General features: G+C 65.6%; 22 protein-coding genes. 10 read left to right on the forward strand and 12 right to left on the reverse strand.

The window, feature by feature from the left end; genetic code table 11:
• Nucleotides 1–9: 9 nt before the first annotated feature.
• Nucleotides 10–744 carry a hypothetical protein gene (locus H9L13_RS06040; protein WP_187539908.1) on the reverse strand — a complete coding sequence of 245 codons (735 nt, stop codon included), beginning with the start codon at nt 742–744 and terminating at the stop codon, nt 10–12.
• Entirely contained in the window at nt 741–1,946 is a 1,206-nt protein-coding gene (locus H9L13_RS06045) for a toxic anion resistance protein (RefSeq protein ID WP_187539910.1), read from the reverse strand. The genes H9L13_RS06040 and H9L13_RS06045 overlap by 4 nt, the downstream gene beginning before the upstream one ends.
• Before the next feature lie 223 nt (nt 1,947–2,169).
• On the opposite strand from H9L13_RS06045, the gene H9L13_RS06050 reads away from it, so the two are divergent.
• Genes H9L13_RS06050 through H9L13_RS06060 form a run of 3 tightly spaced genes read left to right on the forward strand, consistent with a single transcriptional unit; the run spans nt 2,170 to nt 4,351 of the window.
• A complete protein-coding gene (locus H9L13_RS06050; RefSeq protein WP_187539912.1) occupies nt 2,170–3,441 on the forward strand; it encodes a pilus assembly protein TadG-related protein in 1,272 nt (423 codons plus the stop codon).
• Nucleotides 3,438–3,929, forward strand: a complete 492-nt coding sequence (locus tag H9L13_RS06055) for a TadE/TadG family type IV pilus assembly protein (RefSeq protein WP_187539914.1) — start codon at nt 3,438–3,440, stop codon at nt 3,927–3,929. The genes H9L13_RS06050 and H9L13_RS06055 overlap by 4 nt, the downstream gene beginning before the upstream one ends.
• Nucleotides 3,926–4,351, forward strand: coding sequence for a TadE/TadG family type IV pilus assembly protein (locus H9L13_RS06060; RefSeq protein WP_187539916.1), 426 nt, complete (start codon nt 3,926–3,928; stop codon nt 4,349–4,351). The genes H9L13_RS06055 and H9L13_RS06060 overlap by 4 nt, the downstream gene beginning before the upstream one ends.
• Here the strand turns inward: H9L13_RS06060 and H9L13_RS06065 are convergent.
• On the reverse strand, nt 4,348–5,109 hold the full coding sequence (locus H9L13_RS06065) for an enoyl-CoA hydratase-related protein (RefSeq protein WP_187539918.1): 762 nt from the start codon (nt 5,107–5,109) through the stop codon (nt 4,348–4,350). The genes H9L13_RS06060 and H9L13_RS06065 overlap by 4 nt on opposite strands.
• Nucleotides 5,110–5,193: 84 nt before the next feature.
• Between H9L13_RS06065 and fsa the strand changes: the two genes are divergently transcribed.
• From fsa to H9L13_RS06085, 4 genes are all read left to right on the forward strand, one after another.
• On the forward strand, nt 5,194–5,844 hold the full coding sequence (gene fsa / locus H9L13_RS06070) for a fructose-6-phosphate aldolase (protein ID WP_187539920.1): 651 nt from the start codon (nt 5,194–5,196) through the stop codon (nt 5,842–5,844).
• A gap of 143 nt (nt 5,845–5,987) precedes the next feature.
• Complete coding sequence (locus H9L13_RS06075; RefSeq protein WP_187539922.1) at nt 5,988–6,146, forward strand: Flp family type IVb pilin; 159 nt, start codon at nt 5,988–5,990, stop codon at nt 6,144–6,146.
• Nucleotides 6,147–6,258: 112 nt separating this feature from the next.
• Nucleotides 6,259–6,828 (forward strand): DUF484 domain-containing protein, encoded by a 570-nt coding sequence (locus H9L13_RS06080; protein ID WP_187539924.1) that lies wholly within the window; start codon nt 6,259–6,261, stop codon nt 6,826–6,828.
• Nucleotides 6,804–7,736: a tyrosine-type recombinase/integrase gene (locus H9L13_RS06085; protein ID WP_187539926.1), complete on the forward strand. Its 933-nt coding sequence runs from the start codon at nt 6,804–6,806 to the stop codon at nt 7,734–7,736. Before H9L13_RS06080 ends, H9L13_RS06085 begins: the two co-directional genes overlap by 25 nt.
• Here H9L13_RS06085 and H9L13_RS06090 read toward each other — a convergent pair whose 3' ends face one another.
• Genes H9L13_RS06090 through rsmI form a run of 4 tightly spaced genes read right to left on the reverse strand, consistent with a single transcriptional unit; the run spans nt 7,737 to nt 10,511 of the window.
• Nucleotides 7,737–8,339 carry a DedA family protein gene (locus H9L13_RS06090; RefSeq protein WP_187539928.1) on the reverse strand — a complete coding sequence of 201 codons (603 nt, stop codon included), beginning with the start codon at nt 8,337–8,339 and terminating at the stop codon, nt 7,737–7,739. It lies immediately after the preceding gene.
• Nucleotides 8,336–9,298 carry a glutathione synthase gene (gene gshB / locus H9L13_RS06095; protein WP_187539930.1) on the reverse strand — a complete coding sequence of 321 codons (963 nt, stop codon included), beginning with the start codon at nt 9,296–9,298 and terminating at the stop codon, nt 8,336–8,338. Before gshB ends, H9L13_RS06090 begins: the two co-directional genes overlap by 4 nt.
• Before the next feature lie 32 nt (nt 9,299–9,330).
• Nucleotides 9,331–9,681 (reverse strand): YraN family protein, encoded by a 351-nt coding sequence (locus H9L13_RS06100; protein ID WP_187539932.1) that lies wholly within the window; start codon nt 9,679–9,681, stop codon nt 9,331–9,333.
• Nucleotides 9,678–10,511, reverse strand: a complete 834-nt coding sequence (gene rsmI / locus H9L13_RS06105) for a 16S rRNA (cytidine(1402)-2'-O)-methyltransferase (protein ID WP_187539934.1) — start codon at nt 10,509–10,511, stop codon at nt 9,678–9,680. The genes H9L13_RS06100 and rsmI overlap by 4 nt, the downstream gene beginning before the upstream one ends.
• 85 nt (nt 10,512–10,596) lie before the next feature.
• On the opposite strand from rsmI, the gene H9L13_RS06110 reads away from it, so the two are divergent.
• Entirely contained in the window at nt 10,597–10,986 is a 390-nt protein-coding gene (locus H9L13_RS06110) for a hypothetical protein (RefSeq protein WP_187539937.1), read from the forward strand.
• On the opposite strand, the gene hemW is transcribed toward H9L13_RS06110, so the two are convergent.
• The 3 genes from hemW to rph form a co-directional block, all read right to left on the reverse strand.
• Nucleotides 10,913–12,157, reverse strand: coding sequence for a radical SAM family heme chaperone HemW (gene hemW, locus H9L13_RS06115; protein WP_187539939.1), 1,245 nt, complete (start codon nt 12,155–12,157; stop codon nt 10,913–10,915). The genes H9L13_RS06110 and hemW overlap by 74 nt on opposite strands.
• Nucleotides 12,158–12,259: 102 nt before the next feature.
• On the reverse strand, nt 12,260–12,886 hold the full coding sequence (gene rdgB / locus H9L13_RS06120; protein ID WP_187539941.1) for an RdgB/HAM1 family non-canonical purine NTP pyrophosphatase: 627 nt from the start codon (nt 12,884–12,886) through the stop codon (nt 12,260–12,262).
• Nucleotides 12,883–13,599 carry a ribonuclease PH gene (rph, locus tag H9L13_RS06125; protein ID WP_187539944.1) on the reverse strand — a complete coding sequence of 239 codons (717 nt, stop codon included), beginning with the start codon at nt 13,597–13,599 and terminating at the stop codon, nt 12,883–12,885. The genes rdgB and rph overlap by 4 nt, the downstream gene beginning before the upstream one ends.
• Before the next feature lie 191 nt (nt 13,600–13,790).
• Here rph and hrcA point away from each other — a divergent pair, with 191 nt between their 5' ends.
• Nucleotides 13,791–14,825: a heat-inducible transcriptional repressor HrcA gene (gene hrcA, locus H9L13_RS06130; RefSeq protein ID WP_187539946.1), complete on the forward strand. Its 1,035-nt coding sequence runs from the start codon at nt 13,791–13,793 to the stop codon at nt 14,823–14,825.
• Nucleotides 14,822–15,382, forward strand: coding sequence for a nucleotide exchange factor GrpE (grpE, locus tag H9L13_RS06135; RefSeq protein ID WP_187539948.1), 561 nt, complete (start codon nt 14,822–14,824; stop codon nt 15,380–15,382). The genes hrcA and grpE overlap by 4 nt, the downstream gene beginning before the upstream one ends.
• Here grpE and H9L13_RS06140 read toward each other — a convergent pair.
• Both H9L13_RS06140 and H9L13_RS06145 read right to left on the reverse strand, forming a co-directional pair.
• Nucleotides 15,379–16,539 carry an FAD-dependent oxidoreductase gene (locus tag H9L13_RS06140; RefSeq protein WP_187539950.1) on the reverse strand — a complete coding sequence of 387 codons (1,161 nt, stop codon included), beginning with the start codon at nt 16,537–16,539 and terminating at the stop codon, nt 15,379–15,381. The genes grpE and H9L13_RS06140 overlap by 4 nt on opposite strands.
• Complete coding sequence (locus H9L13_RS06145) at nt 16,523–19,150, reverse strand: TonB-dependent receptor (RefSeq protein ID WP_223176490.1); 2,628 nt, start codon at nt 19,148–19,150, stop codon at nt 16,523–16,525. Before H9L13_RS06145 ends, H9L13_RS06140 begins: the two co-directional genes overlap by 17 nt.
• Between the last annotated feature and the right edge of the window lie 20 nt (nt 19,151–19,170).

Here is a 19,170-nt window from a genome sequence, read left to right on the forward strand (position 1 = left end):
CTTGCGGTGTTAGCGGTCGATCGCCGATTCGCCGTAACGCGAAGTGATGAAGCGGCCCTGCGTTTCGAATGCCGCCATGTCGGCCTTGGCCAGCCGCTGCGAAATCTCGCCCAGCGCGGCGCGGCTTGCAGCCAGCCCTTCAACCAGCCGCTGATCGACGGTCTTGCCTTCGCCATCGATTTCGCCGCGATAGGCCGGGGGGACTTTCTGGTAACGGTCGATCAGGCCGGGCAGATGGATCGACATCAGGCGTCGCGCATCCTGCGCAGACGGGTCGAGCGTTTCGACGCGCGCAATCGTTTCGCGCAAGGCGGGCAATGCGGCGCTGAGCGCGTCGATCTCGGCTTGCGCGGGCGCGGGCAGCGCGCGGCGGGCACGGAACAAATAGGAATCGAATTGCTGCACCATCTCACCATTGGGCAAGTCGGCCGATGGCGCGGGGAGGGCGCCGCCGCCGCGCGCGGGCATGAAGCCGAGCAGGCCGGCCGCGCCGACCGCCAGGCCGACCGCCGCCAGAAACCCGAACATGCCGATGGGCATGATCAGTCCGATGATGATCGTCACCAGGCTGATCAGGCCGACTGCGACCGCGACGCGGGCAAAGCGGCGACCGAGGTCGGCATTGAGCCGCTGGCGCTCCCGCCGCGCGGCATCGCGCACCGGCCCCTTGCGCTCGTCCAGCTGGCGTGTGACTCGCTCGAACCGCGCGACCGCGCGCTCAACCTTGTCGTTGACGTTGGTCATTTGCTCTCAATGGGCGCGAACGGGGAGGCGGTGTTCTCCAGCTTGGCCTGGTTCACGCCTTCCGCCCGCGCAATGTAGCCGCGCGATTTCTCGACTTCCTTGCCGAGCGTGTCGACGGTCTGCTTCATATTGCCGAGCGCCTGCAGCTTGAACTGATCGATCTGGTCCATCGTGTCGTAGATGTTCTGGAAGGCGCGCTGCAGCGTTTCGAGAGGGATGGTCGAGCTCGCGGCTTGCTCGTGGATTGCACCCGTCTGAGTCCGCAGCATCTCGCCGGTCGAATCGATCATGCCCGCAGTCGTGGTGTTGAGCGCGCTGATTTGCTGAAGCACCAGTTTCTGGTTGGTCATCGCCTGGGCGACGGTCACCGCAGTGCGCAGCGCCGCGACCGTGGTAGTCGACGCGCGGTCGACGCCCTTCACCAACTCGACATTGTTCTTCTTGACCAGGTCGAGGGCGAGATAGCCCTGGACCGTCACCGCCATCTGGGTCAGCAAATCGGTAGTGCGCTGGCGCGTATAGAATAACGCCGTCTCGCGGATCGCCTTGGCCTTGGCCGGATCGGTCGCGTCGAGCTCATTGGCTTTGTCCTCGAGCTTGCGGTCGAGCGAGCGGGAGATGTGCACCATCTGCTCGAGCTTGTGCATCGTCTTCCACAGGCCCGCGCGCTCGGTGTCGATCGCGGCATTGTCCATGAGCAACTCGTCCTTGCCATTGGCGAGGCTGCCGAGGATCTTAGAAATGTGCGTCTGCGAGCTGCGATACTTGTCGAAATATTTGTCGACGCGATTGCCGAACGGGATGATGCCAAGCAGCTTCCGCGTCTTGGTCGCTTCCTTGGGGTCGAGCGATTCGACCGTCCGGCGAAGCTCGGTCAGGTCGGCGCCGATGCCGGTGTCCTTGTCGATCGCCTTCACCGGGCGGTCGAGGAAGCGGTTGGACGCCCCCGCCGCCTCGGCAATCTCCTTGCGGCCCATGGCGGTCAGCTGATCGACCTTCTTGCCGAAATCGGGACTGTTGGAATCGAGCGCGGCGAGTTCATCGACAAACTGGCCGACGCGCTTGTCGAGCTCGGTCGTTTCTTCGGACTTGAGCGGGACCAGGCCGGCGGCTTCCGCGGGCGCGATCGGCTGCAGTACCTCGGGCGGGTCCAGCTTCAGCTTCGTCGCGGTCTTGGTGTCGCTCGCGGGTTCGGTCGCCATCGTCATTCCTTTCGCTGCGCTGCGCAACGTTCCGCCGCCAACGGTGAACGGCCACGGCACGCTGTGCAAGAGCCTTGCCGTGTATTATAGGTGTAAGACACAGTTTCGCAAGGGAACCTCCCGCGGATTCATGGTCAACGGCGATTAACCACAGGCCTCAACGGTTCGCTCACCACAGTCAGGCTAAGTCGCTGCCGAAGCGCACAAAATGTGTGGGGATCCGATGACCTTCTGGAAACGGCTAATCAAGGACAAGCGCGGCAATGCCTTGGTCCTCGCGGGCGCGGCACTGCCGCTGGTGATCGGCTCGGCCGGTCTCGCCAGCGACACCATCCAATGGGCGTTGTGGAAGCGGCAGCTCCAGCGCGCGGCCGACTCCGCGGCACTCGCCGGCACCTACGCGCGCGTCCAGAACAACGCCGGCCAGACCGCCGCCCAGGCGGTGGCGAATGACCTGACGCGAAACAATCACGTCGGCTTCGCCCTGCTCAATCCGCAGGAAGTCACGTTCCCGACCAGCGGCAGCTGGACGAATGGCGTGCGGGTCGAGCTCGAAATCCAGAAAAGGTTGAGCTTCTCATCGCTGTTTCTTCCCAATCCGCCGATCATCCGGGCGGCGGGGACGGCGGCAACGATCGCGACCGGCGTCTATTGCGTCGTCAGTCTGATCGATAGCGGAGTGACGGGGATCACGTCGACCGGCAACAGCACGCTGAACCTGGGCTGCGGCATGATCACCAATTCCAATTCGCTGAGCGCCGCGATTGCGACAGGCTCGTCGCAGGTTCATGCGACCCCCGTCGCGGCGGTGGGCAACGTTCCGCCGAGCTCGCACTGGAATGGGGCGGAACTGCTTCCCTACACGGTCAAGCAGGAAGATCCGTATGCGACGAAGGAGCCGCCCAAACCGTTCGGCCCTTGCCAGGGCAGCGCGAGCCGTCTGCGCAATAATCCGGGGAACACGATCGACCGTACGGCCGACCCCGCGGGAAGCGTACAATGCGTTAGTGAGATCGACATCAAGGGGACGCTCAACCTAGGCAGTGCGACCTACGTTATCGACGGCGGCAACTTCAGCGCCGGAGGTCAGGCCAAGATCAGCTGCACCGGCTGTACGATCATCCTGTCCAACAGCAGCGGCGGTTCCACGGCGAATATCGGCACGGTCGACATCAATGCCGGAGCCGAGATCAAAATGACCGCACCGACAAGCGGAACCTACAAGGAAATCCTGTTTTTCCAGGATCGGCGAGCGCCGCAGTCGACGACGATCACCAACAAGATCAACGGCAATTCCAATTCGGTGATGAGCGGCGCCTTTTATTTTCCGAATCAGGCACTGGACATCAACGGTACCGCCAACCTCAACTTCACGTGCGCCAAATTCGTGTCCTACATCGTGTCCTTCTCCGGCAACGGCAGCATCAACAACACCTGCACCGGGGGTTATGGCGGGGGCGCGATCATGGGCAAGCACGTCCGGCTGGTGGCATGATGCGCGCGCCCTCCTGCATCGGCCGCGACGAGCGCGGCGCATCCGTCATCGAGCTGGCGCTGACCGCGCCCTTCCTGGCCGCGATGGTCATCGGCATGGTCGACATCAGCCGCGGCTACAATGCCAAGCTCGAGCTTGAGCAGGTGGCTCAGCGCGCGATCGAAAAGGCCATGCAAGGGATGCAGGGCGACGAGTCCCAAAGTATCTTCCAGGGGTTGCGGGCTGAAACCGCCGCTGCCGCCGGCGTCCCGACGAACGCGGTGCAGGTGCGATACTGGCTGGAGTGCAACGGCGTTCGCCAGAACAACAATGTCGCCACCCAAGCGGCAGACTATGAGAAGGTCTGCCAAAACGGGCAGGTTTACTCACGTCACCTGAACGTCCGCATCGAAAAAGCCTACGTGCCGATGTTCGAAACGCGCTTCCTGGGGTCGAACGCCGACGGGTCCTTCACCCTGGTGGGCGAAGCGGGGCTGCGAGTCCAATGACCGTCTTGAAGCACTTGCGGCGCGATGAGCGCGGCGCAGCGATCATCGAAATGGCGATCGCGATGCCGACCTTGCTGCTGTTTCTTTACGGCATTTTCCAGGTCGGCGTCGCGTTCCAGGCCAAGGCCGGCATGCAGCATGCGCTCGGTGAAGGGGCGCGTTACGCCACGCTCTGCTACAACCCGACGATTGCCAACGGGTGCACGGTTCCGACCAACGATCAGATCAAGACGCGCATCAACGAACGCGTATTCGGAACGAAGGTCGGTACCTATAGCGACCCCGTCGTGACCAACGGCCCGGCCAACAGCGGGTACCGGACGCTCAGCGTCACCTTCACCATGACGCCCAACTACTTGTTCTTCAACGGGCCGCCGGTCAACATCACGGAGACCAAGCGGGTCTATATCGCCGGCACCTAAGCTTTTGCCCGCGCCGCGAAGAAGGCGGCGATGGCCTGCTTGACCTCGTCCGATTGAAGCCGCTCGGCGAAGTGGCCGTTCTCCAGCTCCATGCGGTCGAGCACCGCGGCCCGGTCGACCCGGCGCAGCAAGGCTTGCGTCTGGCGCATCGCCTCGGCCGGCTTGGCGAGAACAGTGGCGACCAGGCGATCGCGAAGCGCGCGCGCCTCGCCTCTCTCGGCCACATGGCTGGCCAGCCCCATCGTCAGCGCCTCCTCGGCCCCGAACGGCTCGGCCAGCAGCAGATGCCGCGCGGCGCGCCGGCGCCCGGCGAAGTCCGGCATGATCAGACTGCTCGCAGCCTCCGGCACCAGCCCCAGGTCGACGAAGGGCAGATGAAAGCGGCACCCGCGCTCGGCGACGACAAGGTCGCAATGCATCAGCATCGTCGTGCCGATGCCCACCGCATTGCCCTGCACGCAGGCGAGGATCGGCACAGCGTTGTCGGCTAGCGCGCGCAGATAACGCCAGACGGGCAGGTCGCCCACCCCAGGGTCGGGCCGCGCGGAAAGGAAATCGGCGAGGTCGTTGCCGGCGGTGAAGTCCTCCCCGTCGCCCTCCAGCGTAATCAGGCGGACGGTCGGATCGTTCGCGGCGGATTCGACCGCGTCGGCCAGCGCGGCGTACATCGCGACGGTGATCGCGTTGCGCCGCTCAGGCCGGGCGAGGGTGATGGCGAGCACCGCGCCGGCCCGCTCCACCTTCACATGGTCGGTCATCGCACTCTCCTTCGCGAATCACCATGACGGCCTCGCAGGCCGCCGCTATTGGCCCTCTCAGCACGATCACCTCGGGGACCGCAAATGAAGTTCTTCGCCGATACCGCCGAAATCTCCGAAATCCGCGATCTGGCCGCGACCGGCCTGCTCGACGGGGTGACGACCAACCCCAGCCTGATCCACAAGGCGGGGCGCAATTTCCTCGAAGTGGTGCGGGAAATCGCCGATGTCGTCGAAGGGCCGATCTCGGCCGAGGTCGTCGCGCTCGATTATGACGGCATGATGCGCGAGGCCGAGGTGCTGCGGAAGATCGCCAAGCATATCGCGATCAAGGTCCCGTTGACGCCCGATGGCCTCAAGGCGTGCCGTGCGCTGACCTCGGACGGCACGATGGTCAACGTCACCCTGTGCTTTTCGGCGGCGCAGGCGCTGCTTGCGGCCAAGGCCGGCGCGACCTTCATCTCGCCCTTCGTCGGCCGCCACGACGATGTCGCGTTCGACGGGATGCAGCTGATCGCCGACATTCGCCTGATCTACGACCATTACGAATTTGATACGCAAATCCTGGTCGCTTCGGTGCGTCACCCGATGCATGTGGTCGAAGCCGCCAAGATCGGCGCCGACGTAATGACCGCGCCGCCCAAGATCATCTGGCAACTATTCAAGCACCCGCTGACCGACGCGGGCATTGCCAGCTTCCTCAAGGACTGGGAATCGACCGGGCAGAAGATCTGATCGCGGCCAACCGCGCTTAACCTCTCGGAAACCCTTGGAAGTAACGCTTTCTCAACGGCTCACGGCCTAATTTCGTCGCATCCTGCGAAGTGGACTGCAGGTGAGGCGGCAAGCGCCTCTCTTGGAACCAAGGAGCGAAGACCATGAGCAAGTTTCTCAAGCTGATCAAAAATTCGAAGGGTGCGACCGCCATTGAATACGGCCTGATCGCGGCCCTGATCGCCGTTGCTGCCATCGCTGCGATGCAGAACATCGGCACGAAGCTCGGCACGACGTTCAATAACGTTTCGAACGAGCTGTAAGACTTCGCTGCTTCGGCAGCGAGACGGGGGGCGGCGGTGCCGAAAGGCGCCGCCGCTTTTCGTTTGTCTGCCTCAGTAGGAAATTAACTGCTTCGGGCGTATCCAAGGGCAAATGGGGCAGGTGATCCAATTCGAAGAGCGCGCGTTGGCGAGCCTGCAGGCGCGGCTTGGCGCCGCCCAGGAAGCCAATGAGGATTTGATCGCTTTTGCCCGCGGTCATTCTGGCGCGGTAAGCTCGATCCACGCCGCGGTCCTTGCCGCGATCGACGCGGACGGAATGGAGCGCCTGTTCCACGTCGTTGCGCAGGAATGGCCGCTGATCCTGGGCATCGACGCGGTCGCGCTGTCGTTGGTTGTGGGTGAGCAGGGCTTCCGCGCCGACGGCTCCGGCGTGCAGCCGGTCGATCCCAAGATCCTTCTTCGCGCCATCCGTCAGGTCAACGGCGTCGAAATGCGCAGCGTGGCGCGCGGCCACCCCTTGTTCGGCCCGGCGAGCGGATTGATCCGCGCGGAGGCCCTGGTCCGCATCGATTGCGAGCCGCCGCTGCCGTGCGGGCTGCTGGTCCTTGGCCAGCGCGATTCGCTCAGCCTTGACGCGCGGCATGGTTCGGAATTGTTGATGTTCCTTGGCCACAGCCTCGCGTCTATGATCCGACGGTGGCTGATCGACCCGCAGAGCTAGGCGTAGACGAACCCCGCGGCCTCGCGGCCCGATGGGGCGGGCATTTGCAGCATGACCGGCGACGCTCCTTGCACACGGTGCGCGCTTACGTCGCGACCGCGCATCGGCTGATCGATTTCCTCCAGGCGCATCGCGGCGGGCCGGTTTCCACCGCCGATCTTGGCACTTTGGCCGCGGTTGATCTGCGCGCTTTTCTGGCGCACCGGCGCGGCGAGGGGCTTGGCCCTGCCTCGGCCGCGCGCGAGTTGTCGGGGGTGCGCGCCTTCCTGAAATATGTCGCGGAGCAGGACGGTCGGGTCGCGCAGCTGCCGCGAACGCGCGCGCCGCGTCGCCCACGCACCCTCCCGCGGCCTGCATCGCCCGAAGATGCGATGGGCTTGGCCGAGGATGCGGCGGGCGCGGCCAGTCAGGCGTGGATCGGTGCGCGCGACCTTGCCATCCTGCTGCTGCTTTACGGCGCCGGCTTGCGGGTTGCCGAAGCCCTGTCGTTGACTGCCCGCGCGCTGCCGCTGGGCGCGACTCTCCGGGTCACGGGCAAAAGATCAAAGACGCGGATCGTGCCCATCGTCCCCGCGATCCGCGAGGCGATCGACGATTATGTGCGCCAGTGCCCATATCCGCTCAGCGGTGACGCACCCCTGTTCGTCGGCGCGCGCGGCGGGCCGCTGAACCCGGACCTGGTGCGGCGCGCGGTCGCCGCGGCGCGGAAGCGCTTGGGGCTTCCCGACAGCCTGACTCCTCACGCACTGCGCCACAGTTTTGCTACCCATTTGCTCGCGCGCGGCGCGGACCTGCGTGCACTGCAGGAATTGCTCGGCCACGCCAGCCTCTCCTCGACGCAGATCTACACGGCGGTGGACGCGGCGCGCCTGCTCGACGTGTATCGCCACGCGCATCCGCGCGCGTGATTAGTCGAGATCGACTTTGTGCAGGATCAGCCGGAGCAGGTAGCCGCCGACCAGCAACACCAGCACGATGTTCGACACCGGCGTGATCCACTGGTCGATGTCGGCATAATTTTCGCGCAGCTTGTAGCCTGCGACAGCTAGCAGGGTCGTCCAGATCGCGGTGCCGATGGTCGATGCGATGACGAAGTTGCGGAAACGCATGTCGAGCAGACCGGCGGGAACCGAGATGAGCGAGCGGATGGTCGGCATGACGCGCCCGACGAGGACGATCCACACGCCGTAGCGGTCGAACCAGCGATGCGCTTTCTCGACATCCTTCCAGTTGACCGTCAGCCACTTCCCGTGGCGCTTGACGAAGGGCTTGAGGCGGTCGTGGCCGAGAGCGCGGGCGGCAAGGTACCACAGGATGTTGCCGAGCATCGCCCCGGCGGTCCCCGCGGCAATGGCGAAGGGCAGATAGATGCGGCCCTGCGCCGCGGCGATGCCGGTCAGCGACATGATCACTTCAGACGGGATCGGCGGGAAAACGGTTTCCAGAAACATCAGGAAACCAACGCCAAGGTAGCCCGACTGCTCGATCAGGCCGAGAATCCAGTCGCTCATGCGGCGGCGCCGGCATCTACGCGCCGTTCGATCGCGTCCCAGATCATCCCGGCAGTGTCGGTCCCGTTGAACTGGTCGATTGACACGATGCCGGTGGGCGAGGTGACGTTGATTTCGGTCAGCCAGCGGCCGCCGATCACGTCGATGCCGACGAACAGCAGGCCACGGCGCTTGAGCTCGGGCGCAAGCGCGGCGCAAATCTCGCGCTCGCCGTCGGTCAGCTCGGTGCTTTCGGCGGTGCCGCCGGCGGCGAGGTTGGAGCGGATGTCGCCCTTGGCCGGGCGGCGGTTGATCGCGCCGGCGACCTCGCCATCGACAAGGACGATGCGCTTGTCGCCGTCGGACACCTCGGGAAGGAAAGCTTGGAGGACGTGCGGTTCGCGATAGGCGGCGTTGAACAGCTCCAGTAGCGGCGCGAGGTTGGCGCCGTCGCGGCCGATCTTGAACACCGCTTTTCCCGCATTGCCATGCAGGGGCTTCAACACCGCTTCGCCATGCTGGGCGAGAAACTCCCGAGCTACGCCGAGGGAGCGCGTGATCGCGGTCGGCGGCATGAAGCGCGCGTAATCGAGCACCCAGATTTTCTCAGGCGCATTGCGGACGGCAGCAGGGTCGTTGACGACCAAAGTGTCGCCCTGGATTCGTTCGAGCAGGTGCGTCGCGGTGATGTAGCCAAGGTCGAACGGCGGATCCTGGCGCATCAGGACGACGTCGACGTCCTTGCCCAGATCGAGGATTTCGAATGCGCCCAGGCGGAAATGGTCCGCCGCGTCGCGCTTCACGCTAACGGAATGCGCGCCGGCGAAGACGCGGCCGTCCTGATAGGTCAGCGCATCGGCCAAATAATGATGAAGCCGATAACCGCGCTCCTGCGCCGACAGCATCAGTGCAAAGGTCGAATCCCCGGAAATATTGATGCCCTCGAGCGGGTCCATCTGCACGGCGACGCGAAGCGGCATGGACGGGCGCCTAGGCGAGCGATTTTCCTTTGTCACCCTTGCCACACGTCCTTGAGATGCGTCGGCAAGCGGCCCGGGACCATGAACATGGCGTCGATGCGCACATCGTCGTCGGGGCGCATGAAGCGCGGCGCGATCCGCTCGGCGGCGACGGCGACCCGCCGCAAGCGCCAGTCATCGAGCGCGAATTCGGCATCGTTTGATGTGGCGCGCGCTTTCACTTCGACGAAGGCCAGCGTCTTGCCGCGGCGGGCGACGATGTCGACTTCGCCACCCGGAACGCGGGCGCGGCGGGCGAGGATCCGCCAGCCGCGCAGCCGCAGGTACCAGCAGGCAAACGTCTCGGCGCGCCGCCCGCGCTGCTCTGCTGCCTTTCGAGTCATTTGGCGCGTTCGAGCGCGCGAGCGTAGGCGCGTTTGCGGGGGATGTTGAGCAGTTCGGCGACCTCGGCCGCCGCGCGCGACGGGGACAGCCGCGCCAGCGCCTCATCGAGCGCGGCATCGAGCGCGTCGTCGCTGGCTTCGGACGCTGCCGCAGGCGGGGCAACGACGATGACGATCTCACCCTTCGGCGCGGTCGAATCATAACGCGCTGCAAGGTCGGCAAGGGTACCGGTGACGCATTCTTCGTGCAGCTTGGTCAGTTCGCGCGCGACCACTGCTTCGCGCTCGCCCAGGCCATCCGACATTGCGGCGAGGCTTTCGCCCAAGCGCGGGCCGCTTTCGTAGAACACCAATGTCGCGCGAACGCCGGCAAGTTCGGCAATCGCGTCGGCGCGGGCCTTGGCCTTGGCGGGAAGGAAACCGGCGAACAGGAAGCGGTCGCTGGGCAGGCCGGCGATGCTGAGCGCCGCGATCGCTGCACTTGGGCCGGGAACGGCGAAGACCTTGTGACCCGCGGCGCGGGCATCGCGAACCAGCTTATAGCCGGGGTCGGAGATCAGCGGCGTTCCCGCGTCGCTGACCAGTGCCACCGCCTTGCTGCCGAGCCGCGCGACGATCGCTTCGCGACCACGCGCTTCGGCATGATCGTCGTAACGCTGGAGCGGGCGCTTGGCACCGGCATGGGCGAGCAGCTTGCCGGTGACGCGCGTGTCTTCGGCCAGGATCAATTCGGCGCGGCGCAGCACGTCGGCAGCGCGTGGGCTGAGGTCGCCGAGATTGCCGATTGGCGTCGCGACGACATAAAGGCCGGGGGCGAGTTCGCCGGTCATTCGGGCGGCACGGATAAGCCCTTCCAAAGACGCGAAAAAGGAGTCATCGTGCCGACTCTGTAGTCAACGCCTGGGGAGAGGTGCAGTGATTGCAATTTTGGGCGCGTCCGCGCTTGCGCTGGTGGGGCTTCAGGCGGGGATTGCGGCGCCGACCGATGCCTTCCGCGGCTGCCTGCGCGAAGCGAGCGCGAAAGCCAGCAACGAGAAGATCGGGGCGGACGCGATCGAAGGATATTTGCGGACAAATTGCAGCGTGCAGATGGACGCGCTCAAGGCCGCAGTCGTGGCCTTCCGGGTCAAGAACGGAATGGCCAAGAAGGCGGCGGCCGAAGACGCGACAATGACGGTTGACGATTATGTCGCGACCCCGGTCGAGAAGTATAAGTTCATGGCCGAGCAGCTTACCGCAAAACCGCAAGGCGTTGCGATGACTCCGGCTGCGCAGCCCGCGGCGGCGGAGCCGAAGAAGCAATAGGCGCGGCCAACGCGATCTCGCCAAGGATCGCGTCGAGAAGCAAGCGCCCGGCGCCGGTGAGGCGGATGTGCGAGCCCTGCCGTTCAAGATGGCCGGAGGCGGCGAGGCGATCGACCCGCGCCCAGTCGACGATTCCCGCGAAGCCGAAGCGCGCGGCGAGCGCGTCAGCGTCGATCCCCTCGCGCAGGCGCAGCCCCATCACCAGGGCCTCGTCGGCGCTTTCCCCAGGCGATAGCCGTTCTTCCTCGACGATGCCGTGGCCGTTGCGGGCGACGGCGGAGAGGAAATTTTCTGGCTTGCGATGGCGCACCGTGCGCAGGCCGAGCCGGCGGCCGTGCGCGCCGGGGCCGACCCCGACATAATCGCCGTAGCGCCAGTAAGTGAGGTTGTGACGGCTCTCGTGTCCGGGGCGGGCGTGATTGCTGATCTCATAAGCCGGCACGCCCGCGGCCGATGTCATGGCGTCGGTTAGTTCGAACAATGCGGCGGCGGGGTCGGTGTCGAGGGGTAGGAAATCGCCCTTGCCGACCATCGTCGCGAAGCGCGTACCGGGCTCGATCGTCAATTGATAAAGCGAGAGATGCGACGTCCCGAGCGCCAGCGCGCGTTTGAGCGTCGCCGCCCACGCCGCCTCACTGTCACCCGGCAAGGCGTAAATCAGGTCGAAGCTGACCCGGTCGAAATTGCGCTGGGCGATGTCGAGCGCACGCAGCCCTTCGGCCGCCGAATGGGCGCGGCCAAGGAAGGCGAGGGCGGCATCGTCGAAACTCTGCAGGCCGAGCGAGAGGCGGTTGACCCCCGCGGCGGCGAGATCGGCGAAGCGCGCTGCTTCCACCGAATTGGGATTGGCTTCGAGCGTGATCTCGATGTCGGCGGCGGCGGGCCAATGCGCCTGTGCCGCCGCGATCACTGCGGCGACCGTATCGGGCGGCATCAGCGAGGGCGTGCCGCCGCCGAAGAAGATCGAGACCAGCCGCCGCCCGGGCAGCAAGCGCGCTTCGTGAGCAAGGTCCGCGAGGAGCGCATCGCGCCACGAAAGCTGGTCGATTCCGCCCCGAACATGGCTGTTGAAGTCGCAATATGGGCACTTACTGACGCAAAACGGCCAGTGGACGTAGAGCGCGAACGGCGCTGCGCCCTCTGTGGATCGGTCTAACGTCACTGAAGTCATGGTGTGCAGCGCTTTTGGCGTGACTTTAAGCCTGGACGCGCGGGTTCGTTTAAGCGTCGAATTCGACCGCGGGCCATGGACGCGAACGTCGCAGATGAAATCCTATTTTTGAAGAGGATCTTCCCGCAACGCGGCAAGGAATTTGCCGAAGGCGTCGGCGCGGTGGCTCATCGCATGCTTCACCTCGGGATCGAGCTCGCCGAACGTCTGGTCGTGGCCGACGGGGATGAACATGGGGTCGTAGCCGAAACCGCGGTCGCCGCGCGGCGGCCAGACGAGCGTGCCGTCGACGCGGCCCTCGAAGGTCTCGGCCTGACCATCGTTGGGCCAGGCGATCGCCAGCGCGCAGACGAAATGCGCGGCGGGCGCGGCATCGGGCTCGGTCGCTTCGGCTTCGGTCCACACGCGCTCCATCGCGCGCATCCAGTCGCGATTTCCATCCGCGTCCTCGGCCCAGCGGGCAGAAAAGATGCCAGGCCGGCCGTGGAGGGCGTCGACGCACAGGCCGCTGTCGTCGGCCAGCGCGGGCAAGCCGCTGAGGTCGGCCGCCGAGCGCGCCTTCAAGTCGGCATTGTCGGCGAAGCTGTTCCCGATCTCCTCGGGTTCGGGAAGGGCAAGCTCCTCGGCGCCGACGGCTTCGACCCCGAGTGGCGCGACCAACGCGGCAATCTCGCGCAGCTTGCCCGGATTATGGGTGGCGATGACGAGCTTTCCGCCAATCGGCCTCATTTGCCGGTCGCCTTCAGTTGCGCCTGGAAGATCTCCGAGCAGCCGATGCGGGCGAGGCGAAGCAGGCGGAGCAGCCCTTCCTCATCGTAGCATTCGCCTTCTGCCGTGACCTGCGCCTCGACGATCGATCCGTCGGCGGTGAGCACGAAATTGCCGTCGCATCCCGCAGCGCTGTCTTCGATATAATCGAGGTCGAGCACAGCCGTGCCGTTGTGGATGCCGCAACTGACCGCGCCGACCTGCGTGCGGATGGGGTCGCTGGGAAGCGACTTGGCCTCGATCAATTTGTCGACCGCAATCCGCAGCGCGCACCAGGCGCCCGAGATCGCGGCGGTGCGGGTGCCGCCGTCGGCCTGGAGCACGTCGCAGTCGACGACGATCTGGCGTTCGCCCAGCGCCTTCAGGTCGACCACCGCGCGCAGCGAACGGCCGATCAGCCGCTGGATTTCCTGCGTGCGGCCCGATTGCTTGCCCTTGGCTGCCTCTCGATTGCCGCGGGTATGGGTAGCGCGGGGGAGCATGCCATATTCGGCTGTGACCCAGCCCTGGCCCTTGCCGCGCAGGAAGGGCGGCACTTTCTCCTCGACCGAGGCGGTGCACAGGACGCGCGTGTCGCCGAACGAGACGAGGACCGAGCCTTCGGCGTGACGGGTGAAACCGGGTTCGATTCGGATTTCGCGCATCTGGTCGGGTGCGCGGCCGGAAGGTCGCATGGGGTCTCCTGATACTGGTGTGCGCGCCTCCTAGACCGGCGTGCCTATCTGCACAAACCCGCTCATGCTGAGTAGCGGCGTATCCGCGTATTGAAGCACGGACCTTCGATACGGGCCTTTGGCCCTACTCAGGATAAGCGGTGTTCTATTAGCGACCCTAAGCCACTAGGTTCCTCGCAATGACGGACCGCATGACCCAACCCATCGGCGAGCTTAGCGACCGGATGCGCGAAATCTTCGGGCTGGTGGTCGATGCCTATCTGGCGCGTGGGCTGCCGGTGGGGTCGAAGGCGCTGGCGGGGAGCATCAGCCTGTCGCCTGCGTCAATCCGCGGCGTGATGTCGGAACTCGAGGAGCGCGGGTTGCTGACCCATCCGCACACCTCGGCGGGCCGCGTGCCGACCGAGAGCGGACTCCGCCTGTTCGTCGACGGGATAATGCAGGCATCGGCCCCCGATCCGCGCGAGCGCGCGGAGATCGAGCGGCGGATCGTGCGAGACCAGCCGATCGAGGACGCCCTTGCGGCGGCTTCGGCGGCCTTGTCGGGTCTGTCGCAGGCGGCGGGTGTCGTGCTCGCGCCCAAGCATGAGATGCGATTGAAGCAGCTGTCGTTCGTGCTGCTGAGCACGACGCGCGCGCTGGCGGTGCTGGTCGGGTCCGACGGCAGCGTCGAGAACCGCATCGTCTCGCTCGACGCCGGGATGGCGGCGGGCGCGCTGGCCGAGGTCAGCAATTTCATCAATGCGCGGCTGGCCGGACTGACGCTGGCCGAAGCGGGCGAGCGGCTGCGCGCCGAAATCCGCGAGCGCAAGGAAGCAATCGATTCGGCCGCGGCCGAGCTGATCGCTTCGGGGCTTGCCGACTGGAGCCAGGACCAGGCGCGCCGCCCGGTGCTGATCGTGCGCGGCCAGGCAAATCTGATCGACGACCATGCCGCGGAGGACCTTGACCGCGTCCGCCGGCTGCTCGACGAACTCGAGGACAGGCAGGAGATCGCGCGCGTCCTCGACGGTGCGCGCGACGCGCCGGGATGCCGGATCTTCATCGGCTCCGAAAACCGGATGTTCGCGCTGTCGGGCTCTTCGGTGATCGCCGCGCCCTATCGCGGGAGCCAGGGCGAGGTGGTCGGCGTTGTCGGCGTCATTGGGCCAACGCGGTTGAACTACGCGCGCGTGGTGCCCATGGTGGATTTCACTGCGAAAGCCCTGACGAGATTGATGGCATGATCGAGACGACCAAGGACGAACAGGAACTGCATGACGAGGCGGAGGCACTCCGCCAGGAGACGGCCGAGAATTCGCCCGAGCTGCAGGAGCATGACCAGCTGGCCGAGCTCCAGCGCCAGCTCGAGGAGGCCAACAGCAAGGCGCTCTATGCGGCGGCCGAGGTGCAAAATGTGCGCCGCCGGCTGGAGGCGGAGAAGAGCCAAGCGTCGACCTATGCCGCGGCGCAGTTTGCGCGCGACATGCTGGCGATCAAGGACAATCTCGACCGCGCGTTGGCCGCGGTGACGGCGGAGTTGCGCGAGGACAAGGTTGCGAGCCAATTCCTGGCGGGCATCGAAGCGACTTCGCGCGAGCTCGACGCGGTGTTCGCGCGCAACGGCGTGACTCGGATCGAGGCCAAGGGCGAAATGCTGGACCCGCATCGCCACCAGGCGATGATGGAAATGCCGAGCGACGCCGAGCCGGGCACGATCGTCGAGGAAATGCAGCCGGGCTACATGCTCAAGGACCGCCTGCTGCGGCCGGCATTGGTCGGCGTTGCAAAGAAGCCGGACTAATGAACCTCGCGCTGGTGGGTCTCGCTCTTGGTGGCGAGGCTGAAGCGCGGCTCGGGGTCGGCTGACCCAAACAGCCGCGCGGCCGCGTAACGGCCGACCTCCGGCCCGTGCTTGAAGCCGTGGCCCGATCCGCCGCCCACCAGCAGGACATTGTCCCAACGCGGGTGCAGGTCGATCAGGAAATCGCCGTTCGAGCTGTTTTCATACTGGCAAACCTCGGCGCCAATTAGGGGTGCGCCGCGTAGTTCGGGGAAGCGGCGGTCGCGGAAAGAGATGACCTCGGCCAGGGCAGAGTCGCTCGGGCGGCGGTCCTGCGTGTCGGGGTCGACTGGCGGCCCGTGCGCATCATGCGCGAACTTGACGCCGCGCCCTTCGATATCGGGCGTGCCGTAGAACAGGTCGCCGGTGCTGAAGTCCGCCCAGCCGGGCAGGGCGGCGGGGCTGAAGTCATTCTCGCCTGCGCGCGCTGCGAAATAGAACACCTCCTGCCGGGTCGGGCGGATGCGCGCGCCGATGACGTCCGGGAAGAGCTTGGGCAGCCACGGGCCGGCGGCAAAGACGAAGCGGTCACCGCTGATTCGCTCGCCGCCGGCGAGGCGAATGGTGTCGAGGCGATCACCGGCAGGGGGTTCGACCGCGCCTTCGAGAAAGGTCCCGCCATCGCGGACGAAGCGCTCGACGAGGGCCTGCACCGCGCGGCGGGCCATAAGGACGCCGAAGCCGGGTTCGTGCAGGCCAACCGCGACCCCGTCGAAATCGATCATCGGGAAACGCCGCTGCAGCTCGGCGCGGCCCAGCTCCTCGATCGGCAGGCCGAGCTCGCGATGCACCTCGACCGCGCCGTCGAAATAGTCGTCGCGGACGTTCGAAAAGAAGAGGACGCCGCCGGGAATGAAGATCGGCAGGCCGGCCTGATCACTCAGCGCCTTCCACTGCGGCAGACTGTCCCAGGCCATGCGGGTGTAGATGGCGTCGCGGCCGTAGCCAGCGCGGATCAGGCGGGATTCACCGCCGGACGAAGCGCGGCTGTGCGCCGGCGAATGCGCTTCCACCAGCGCGACCCGGTGGCCGCGCTGGTGGAGATGGTGGGCCGTCCACGCGCCGAACGCCCCGGCGCCGACGACGACGATGCGTTCGGCGTTACCGACCGCGCTCACCGCTTGAGGGCGGCGGGGGTGGCGGAGGCGGCGGCGGCGGCGCCGGCTCCATCGCGGGCGGCGGAGGCGGGGGCGGAAGTACCGGCGCGGGCGGCGGCGGAGCGGCCGGCTCGGCACCGAACTTCTTGCGCACGGTCAGCCCGATCGTGCGCGGCTGTCCAACCAGATAGCCGAAGCGGGCGCGCTTGCCGCGTTCGCGGTCGATCGCCAGCTTGGGATTCACGTCGAACAGATTCTTGACGTAAAGTTGCACCTCGAGGCCGTTGTCCCAGTATACGCCGCCCGTCAGATTTGTGACCGTGTAGGACGGCAAACGCAGCGAACCGAAGTCGAGATCGGTCGTGCCGAAAATGCCTGTGGCCGGATCGTAAAAGATCGCCGGGTTGCCGCCAGCGGCAGACAGGGAGCCGGCGCCAGCGACCTGATCCGCAGGCTCGCCAAACCGGTTTCCGATATGCTGCACGCTACCGGTCACGGACCATTCCGCGCTGTCGTTGAGACGCTGACCATAGGTCGCGTTGGCCGAAAGCTGGAACTTGGGCACGGTGGGAAGGCGATTCCCCTCCTCGATGCCCCCGAGGACATCGCCCGCGCCGGTCAGAACGGTGGAGTCGAACTTGGCGCTCTGGATGTTGGCCGCGATCGACAAGTCGAGACCCGGCATCGGACGCGCCGAGAATTCAGCTTCGATGCCGGTCGAGTGCGCCTTGGGGACGTTGAAGACGATCCGCGACGAGCAGCTGCCCGCCGTCTGTGTGACCTGCAGATTCTTGATCTTGTTGTGGAAGACGGCCGAATTGAACGTGATCCCGCCGCGGCTGTATTTGACCCCGGCTTCGTAGTTCCACAGCGTCTCGTCCTTATACGCGCCCTGGCCGCCGAACACGTCGAGATCTTCCGGCGTGCACAATGGAACGTTGAGCGGGTCGTTGGTGCCGCCGAGACGGAAGCCCTTCGCCGCCTGGACGTTCACGCTGAGATTGCGGTTCGGTTCCCACGTGGCGATGACCCGCGGGCTGAAACCATTGGACTTTGCGCGGTCGCCGAGGCTGACGACGAGCCCCGAAAAGAAGCCGCCCGAGATGAAATCACGCTCTTCCTTGAAGCTGTAATAGCGGCCGCCCGCAGTGATCTTGAACTGACCGAAGTCGTAGCTGCCCTCACCGAAGATCGCTCGCTGCCGGATGTCGTAGGGCAGTTCGGCATTATAGGGCGAATTAGCCGCAAAGCCCTGCGACACCTGCGCTTCGGTCTTGGGCACGCCAGGCGACTGGCAGAAGGTCGGATCGCCGGCGATGATGCACAGGCCGTTGATCGCTTGCTGCGAGAATGTGCCTTCGACTCCCGGCGTCGGCAGGGTCTGCGAATAGTCGCGTTTGATGTTCGTCAGGAACCCGCCGACGACCCACTGGAAGGGTCCATTGCCGGTCGAGGCGAGCCGGAGTTCTTGCGTGAATTGCTTGAGCTTAGTGGTGTCCAACAGTTCAGAGTCGAGGTCGATCGCCGCAGGAGAGACGCCAAGTCCGTTGAACGACACGAAGATCGAGTCGGTCAGTGCCGAGGCGTCCCGGCTAACCAGAATGTCGCGATTGAGATAGCTGCTGACACTGGTCAATTCGACCGGGCCAAAGTCATAGCTGGCGACCAGATCGGCGAGCCACGTCTTGTCGCGAAACTTCTCCCGGAACTGGAGATATTGCTCGCGCTCGTCGAGGGTATCGCCGCCGGTCACGAATGCGTTGTTGGAGAGGATGTATTCGTCCTGACGGTTGAACCCGCCGGTATCGACCTTCTGATAGACGATGCGCGGCGTGATTTTGAACTCGGGCGTTGGCTGGAACAGCAGCGCCGCGCGGACGCCGTAGCGATCGCCGTCGTTGACGTTGTTCTTGTCGTACGGCCCGATCGAATCGATGAAGCCGGGGAAATGCGTCCCGTAGGCGACAACGCGCACGGCCGCGGCCGGGCCCATCGGCAAGTTGATCGCGCCTTTTAGCGAGCCGCCGACGCCGCCATCCTTCACCGTATTGATGTCGGCTTCGACCATGCCCTCAAGGCGCTCGACGTTGGGCTGGTTGGTGATGTAGCGGACGGTGCCGCCGACGCTACCCGACCCGAACAGCGTGCCCTGCGGGCCGCGCAGCGTTTCGACGCGGTTGAGGTCGAACAGGTCGAAGTCGGGCGTGAAGAGCGACATCGAGGTCACCGTCTCGTCGAGATAGACGCCGACCTGTTCCTTCACCCCCGGCTGGTCGCGCGCGATCTGGCCGGCGGACACGCCGCGTACAGAAACCTGGCTTTGGCCGGGACCGAGGTTCTGGACGGTGAGGCCGGCGACGTTGCGGCTGATGTCCTCGATCGTCTGGGCATTGGCGCGCTGGAGGTCTTCCTCGGACTGCGCGTTTATCGAAAAGGGAACGTCCTGGACGCGACTTGCGCGCTTGGTCGCGGTGACGATGATTTCGTCTTCCGCAAAGACGTCGGGGGCGGGCTGGGCAGCTTCGGGCGGTTGGGCGGTTTGTGCGATGTCCTCCTGGCCGGTCTGCGCGGCCGCGGGAATCGCGAACGCCAGAACAGAAGTGCCGATGAGCAAGGCTGCCGAAATGCGCATGAGTTCCCCCTTATGTCGTC

Source organism: Sphingomonas lutea, assembly GCF_014396785.1.
GTDB classification, from domain to species: Bacteria; Pseudomonadota; Alphaproteobacteria; order Sphingomonadales; family Sphingomonadaceae; genus Sphingomicrobium; species Sphingomicrobium luteum.

Excerpts from the sequence above, each read along its gene's own strand:
- rdgB (WP_187539941.1), bottom strand. The coding sequence starts at position 12,886 with ATGAGGCCGATTGGCGGAAAGCTCGTCATCGCCACCCATAATCCGGGC.
- gshB (WP_187539930.1), bottom strand. The coding sequence starts at position 9,298 with ATGCCGCTTCGCGTCGCCGTGCAGATGGACCCGCTCGAGGGCATCAAT.
- H9L13_RS06075 (WP_187539922.1), top strand. The coding sequence starts at position 5,988 with ATGAGCAAGTTTCTCAAGCTGATCAAAAATTCGAAGGGTGCGACCGCC.
- grpE (WP_187539948.1), top strand. The coding sequence starts at position 14,822 with ATGATCGAGACGACCAAGGACGAACAGGAACTGCATGACGAGGCGGAG.
- H9L13_RS06145 (WP_223176490.1), bottom strand. The coding sequence starts at position 19,150 with ATGCGCATTTCGGCAGCCTTGCTCATCGGCACTTCTGTTCTGGCGTTC.
- fsa (WP_187539920.1), top strand. The coding sequence starts at position 5,194 with ATGAAGTTCTTCGCCGATACCGCCGAAATCTCCGAAATCCGCGATCTG.
- H9L13_RS06045 (WP_187539910.1), bottom strand. The coding sequence starts at position 1,946 with ATGGCGACCGAACCCGCGAGCGACACCAAGACCGCGACGAAGCTGAAG.
- H9L13_RS06100 (WP_187539932.1), bottom strand. The coding sequence starts at position 9,681 with ATGACTCGAAAGGCAGCAGAGCAGCGCGGGCGGCGCGCCGAGACGTTT.
- hrcA (WP_187539946.1), top strand. The coding sequence starts at position 13,791 with ATGACCCAACCCATCGGCGAGCTTAGCGACCGGATGCGCGAAATCTTC.
- hemW (WP_187539939.1), bottom strand. The coding sequence starts at position 12,157 with ATGACTTCAGTGACGTTAGACCGATCCACAGAGGGCGCAGCGCCGTTC.
- H9L13_RS06080 (WP_187539924.1), top strand. The coding sequence starts at position 6,259 with ATGGGGCAGGTGATCCAATTCGAAGAGCGCGCGTTGGCGAGCCTGCAG.
- rsmI (WP_187539934.1), bottom strand. The coding sequence starts at position 10,511 with ATGACCGGCGAACTCGCCCCCGGCCTTTATGTCGTCGCGACGCCAATC.
- H9L13_RS06055 (WP_187539914.1), top strand. The coding sequence starts at position 3,438 with ATGATGCGCGCGCCCTCCTGCATCGGCCGCGACGAGCGCGGCGCATCC.
- rph (WP_187539944.1), bottom strand. The coding sequence starts at position 13,599 with ATGCGACCTTCCGGCCGCGCACCCGACCAGATGCGCGAAATCCGAATC.
- H9L13_RS06060 (WP_187539916.1), top strand. The coding sequence starts at position 3,926 with ATGACCGTCTTGAAGCACTTGCGGCGCGATGAGCGCGGCGCAGCGATC.
- H9L13_RS06090 (WP_187539928.1), bottom strand. The coding sequence starts at position 8,339 with ATGAGCGACTGGATTCTCGGCCTGATCGAGCAGTCGGGCTACCTTGGC.
- H9L13_RS06050 (WP_187539912.1), top strand. The coding sequence starts at position 2,170 with ATGACCTTCTGGAAACGGCTAATCAAGGACAAGCGCGGCAATGCCTTG.
- H9L13_RS06065 (WP_187539918.1), bottom strand. The coding sequence starts at position 5,109 with ATGACCGACCATGTGAAGGTGGAGCGGGCCGGCGCGGTGCTCGCCATC.
- H9L13_RS06040 (WP_187539908.1), bottom strand. The coding sequence starts at position 744 with ATGACCAACGTCAACGACAAGGTTGAGCGCGCGGTCGCGCGGTTCGAG.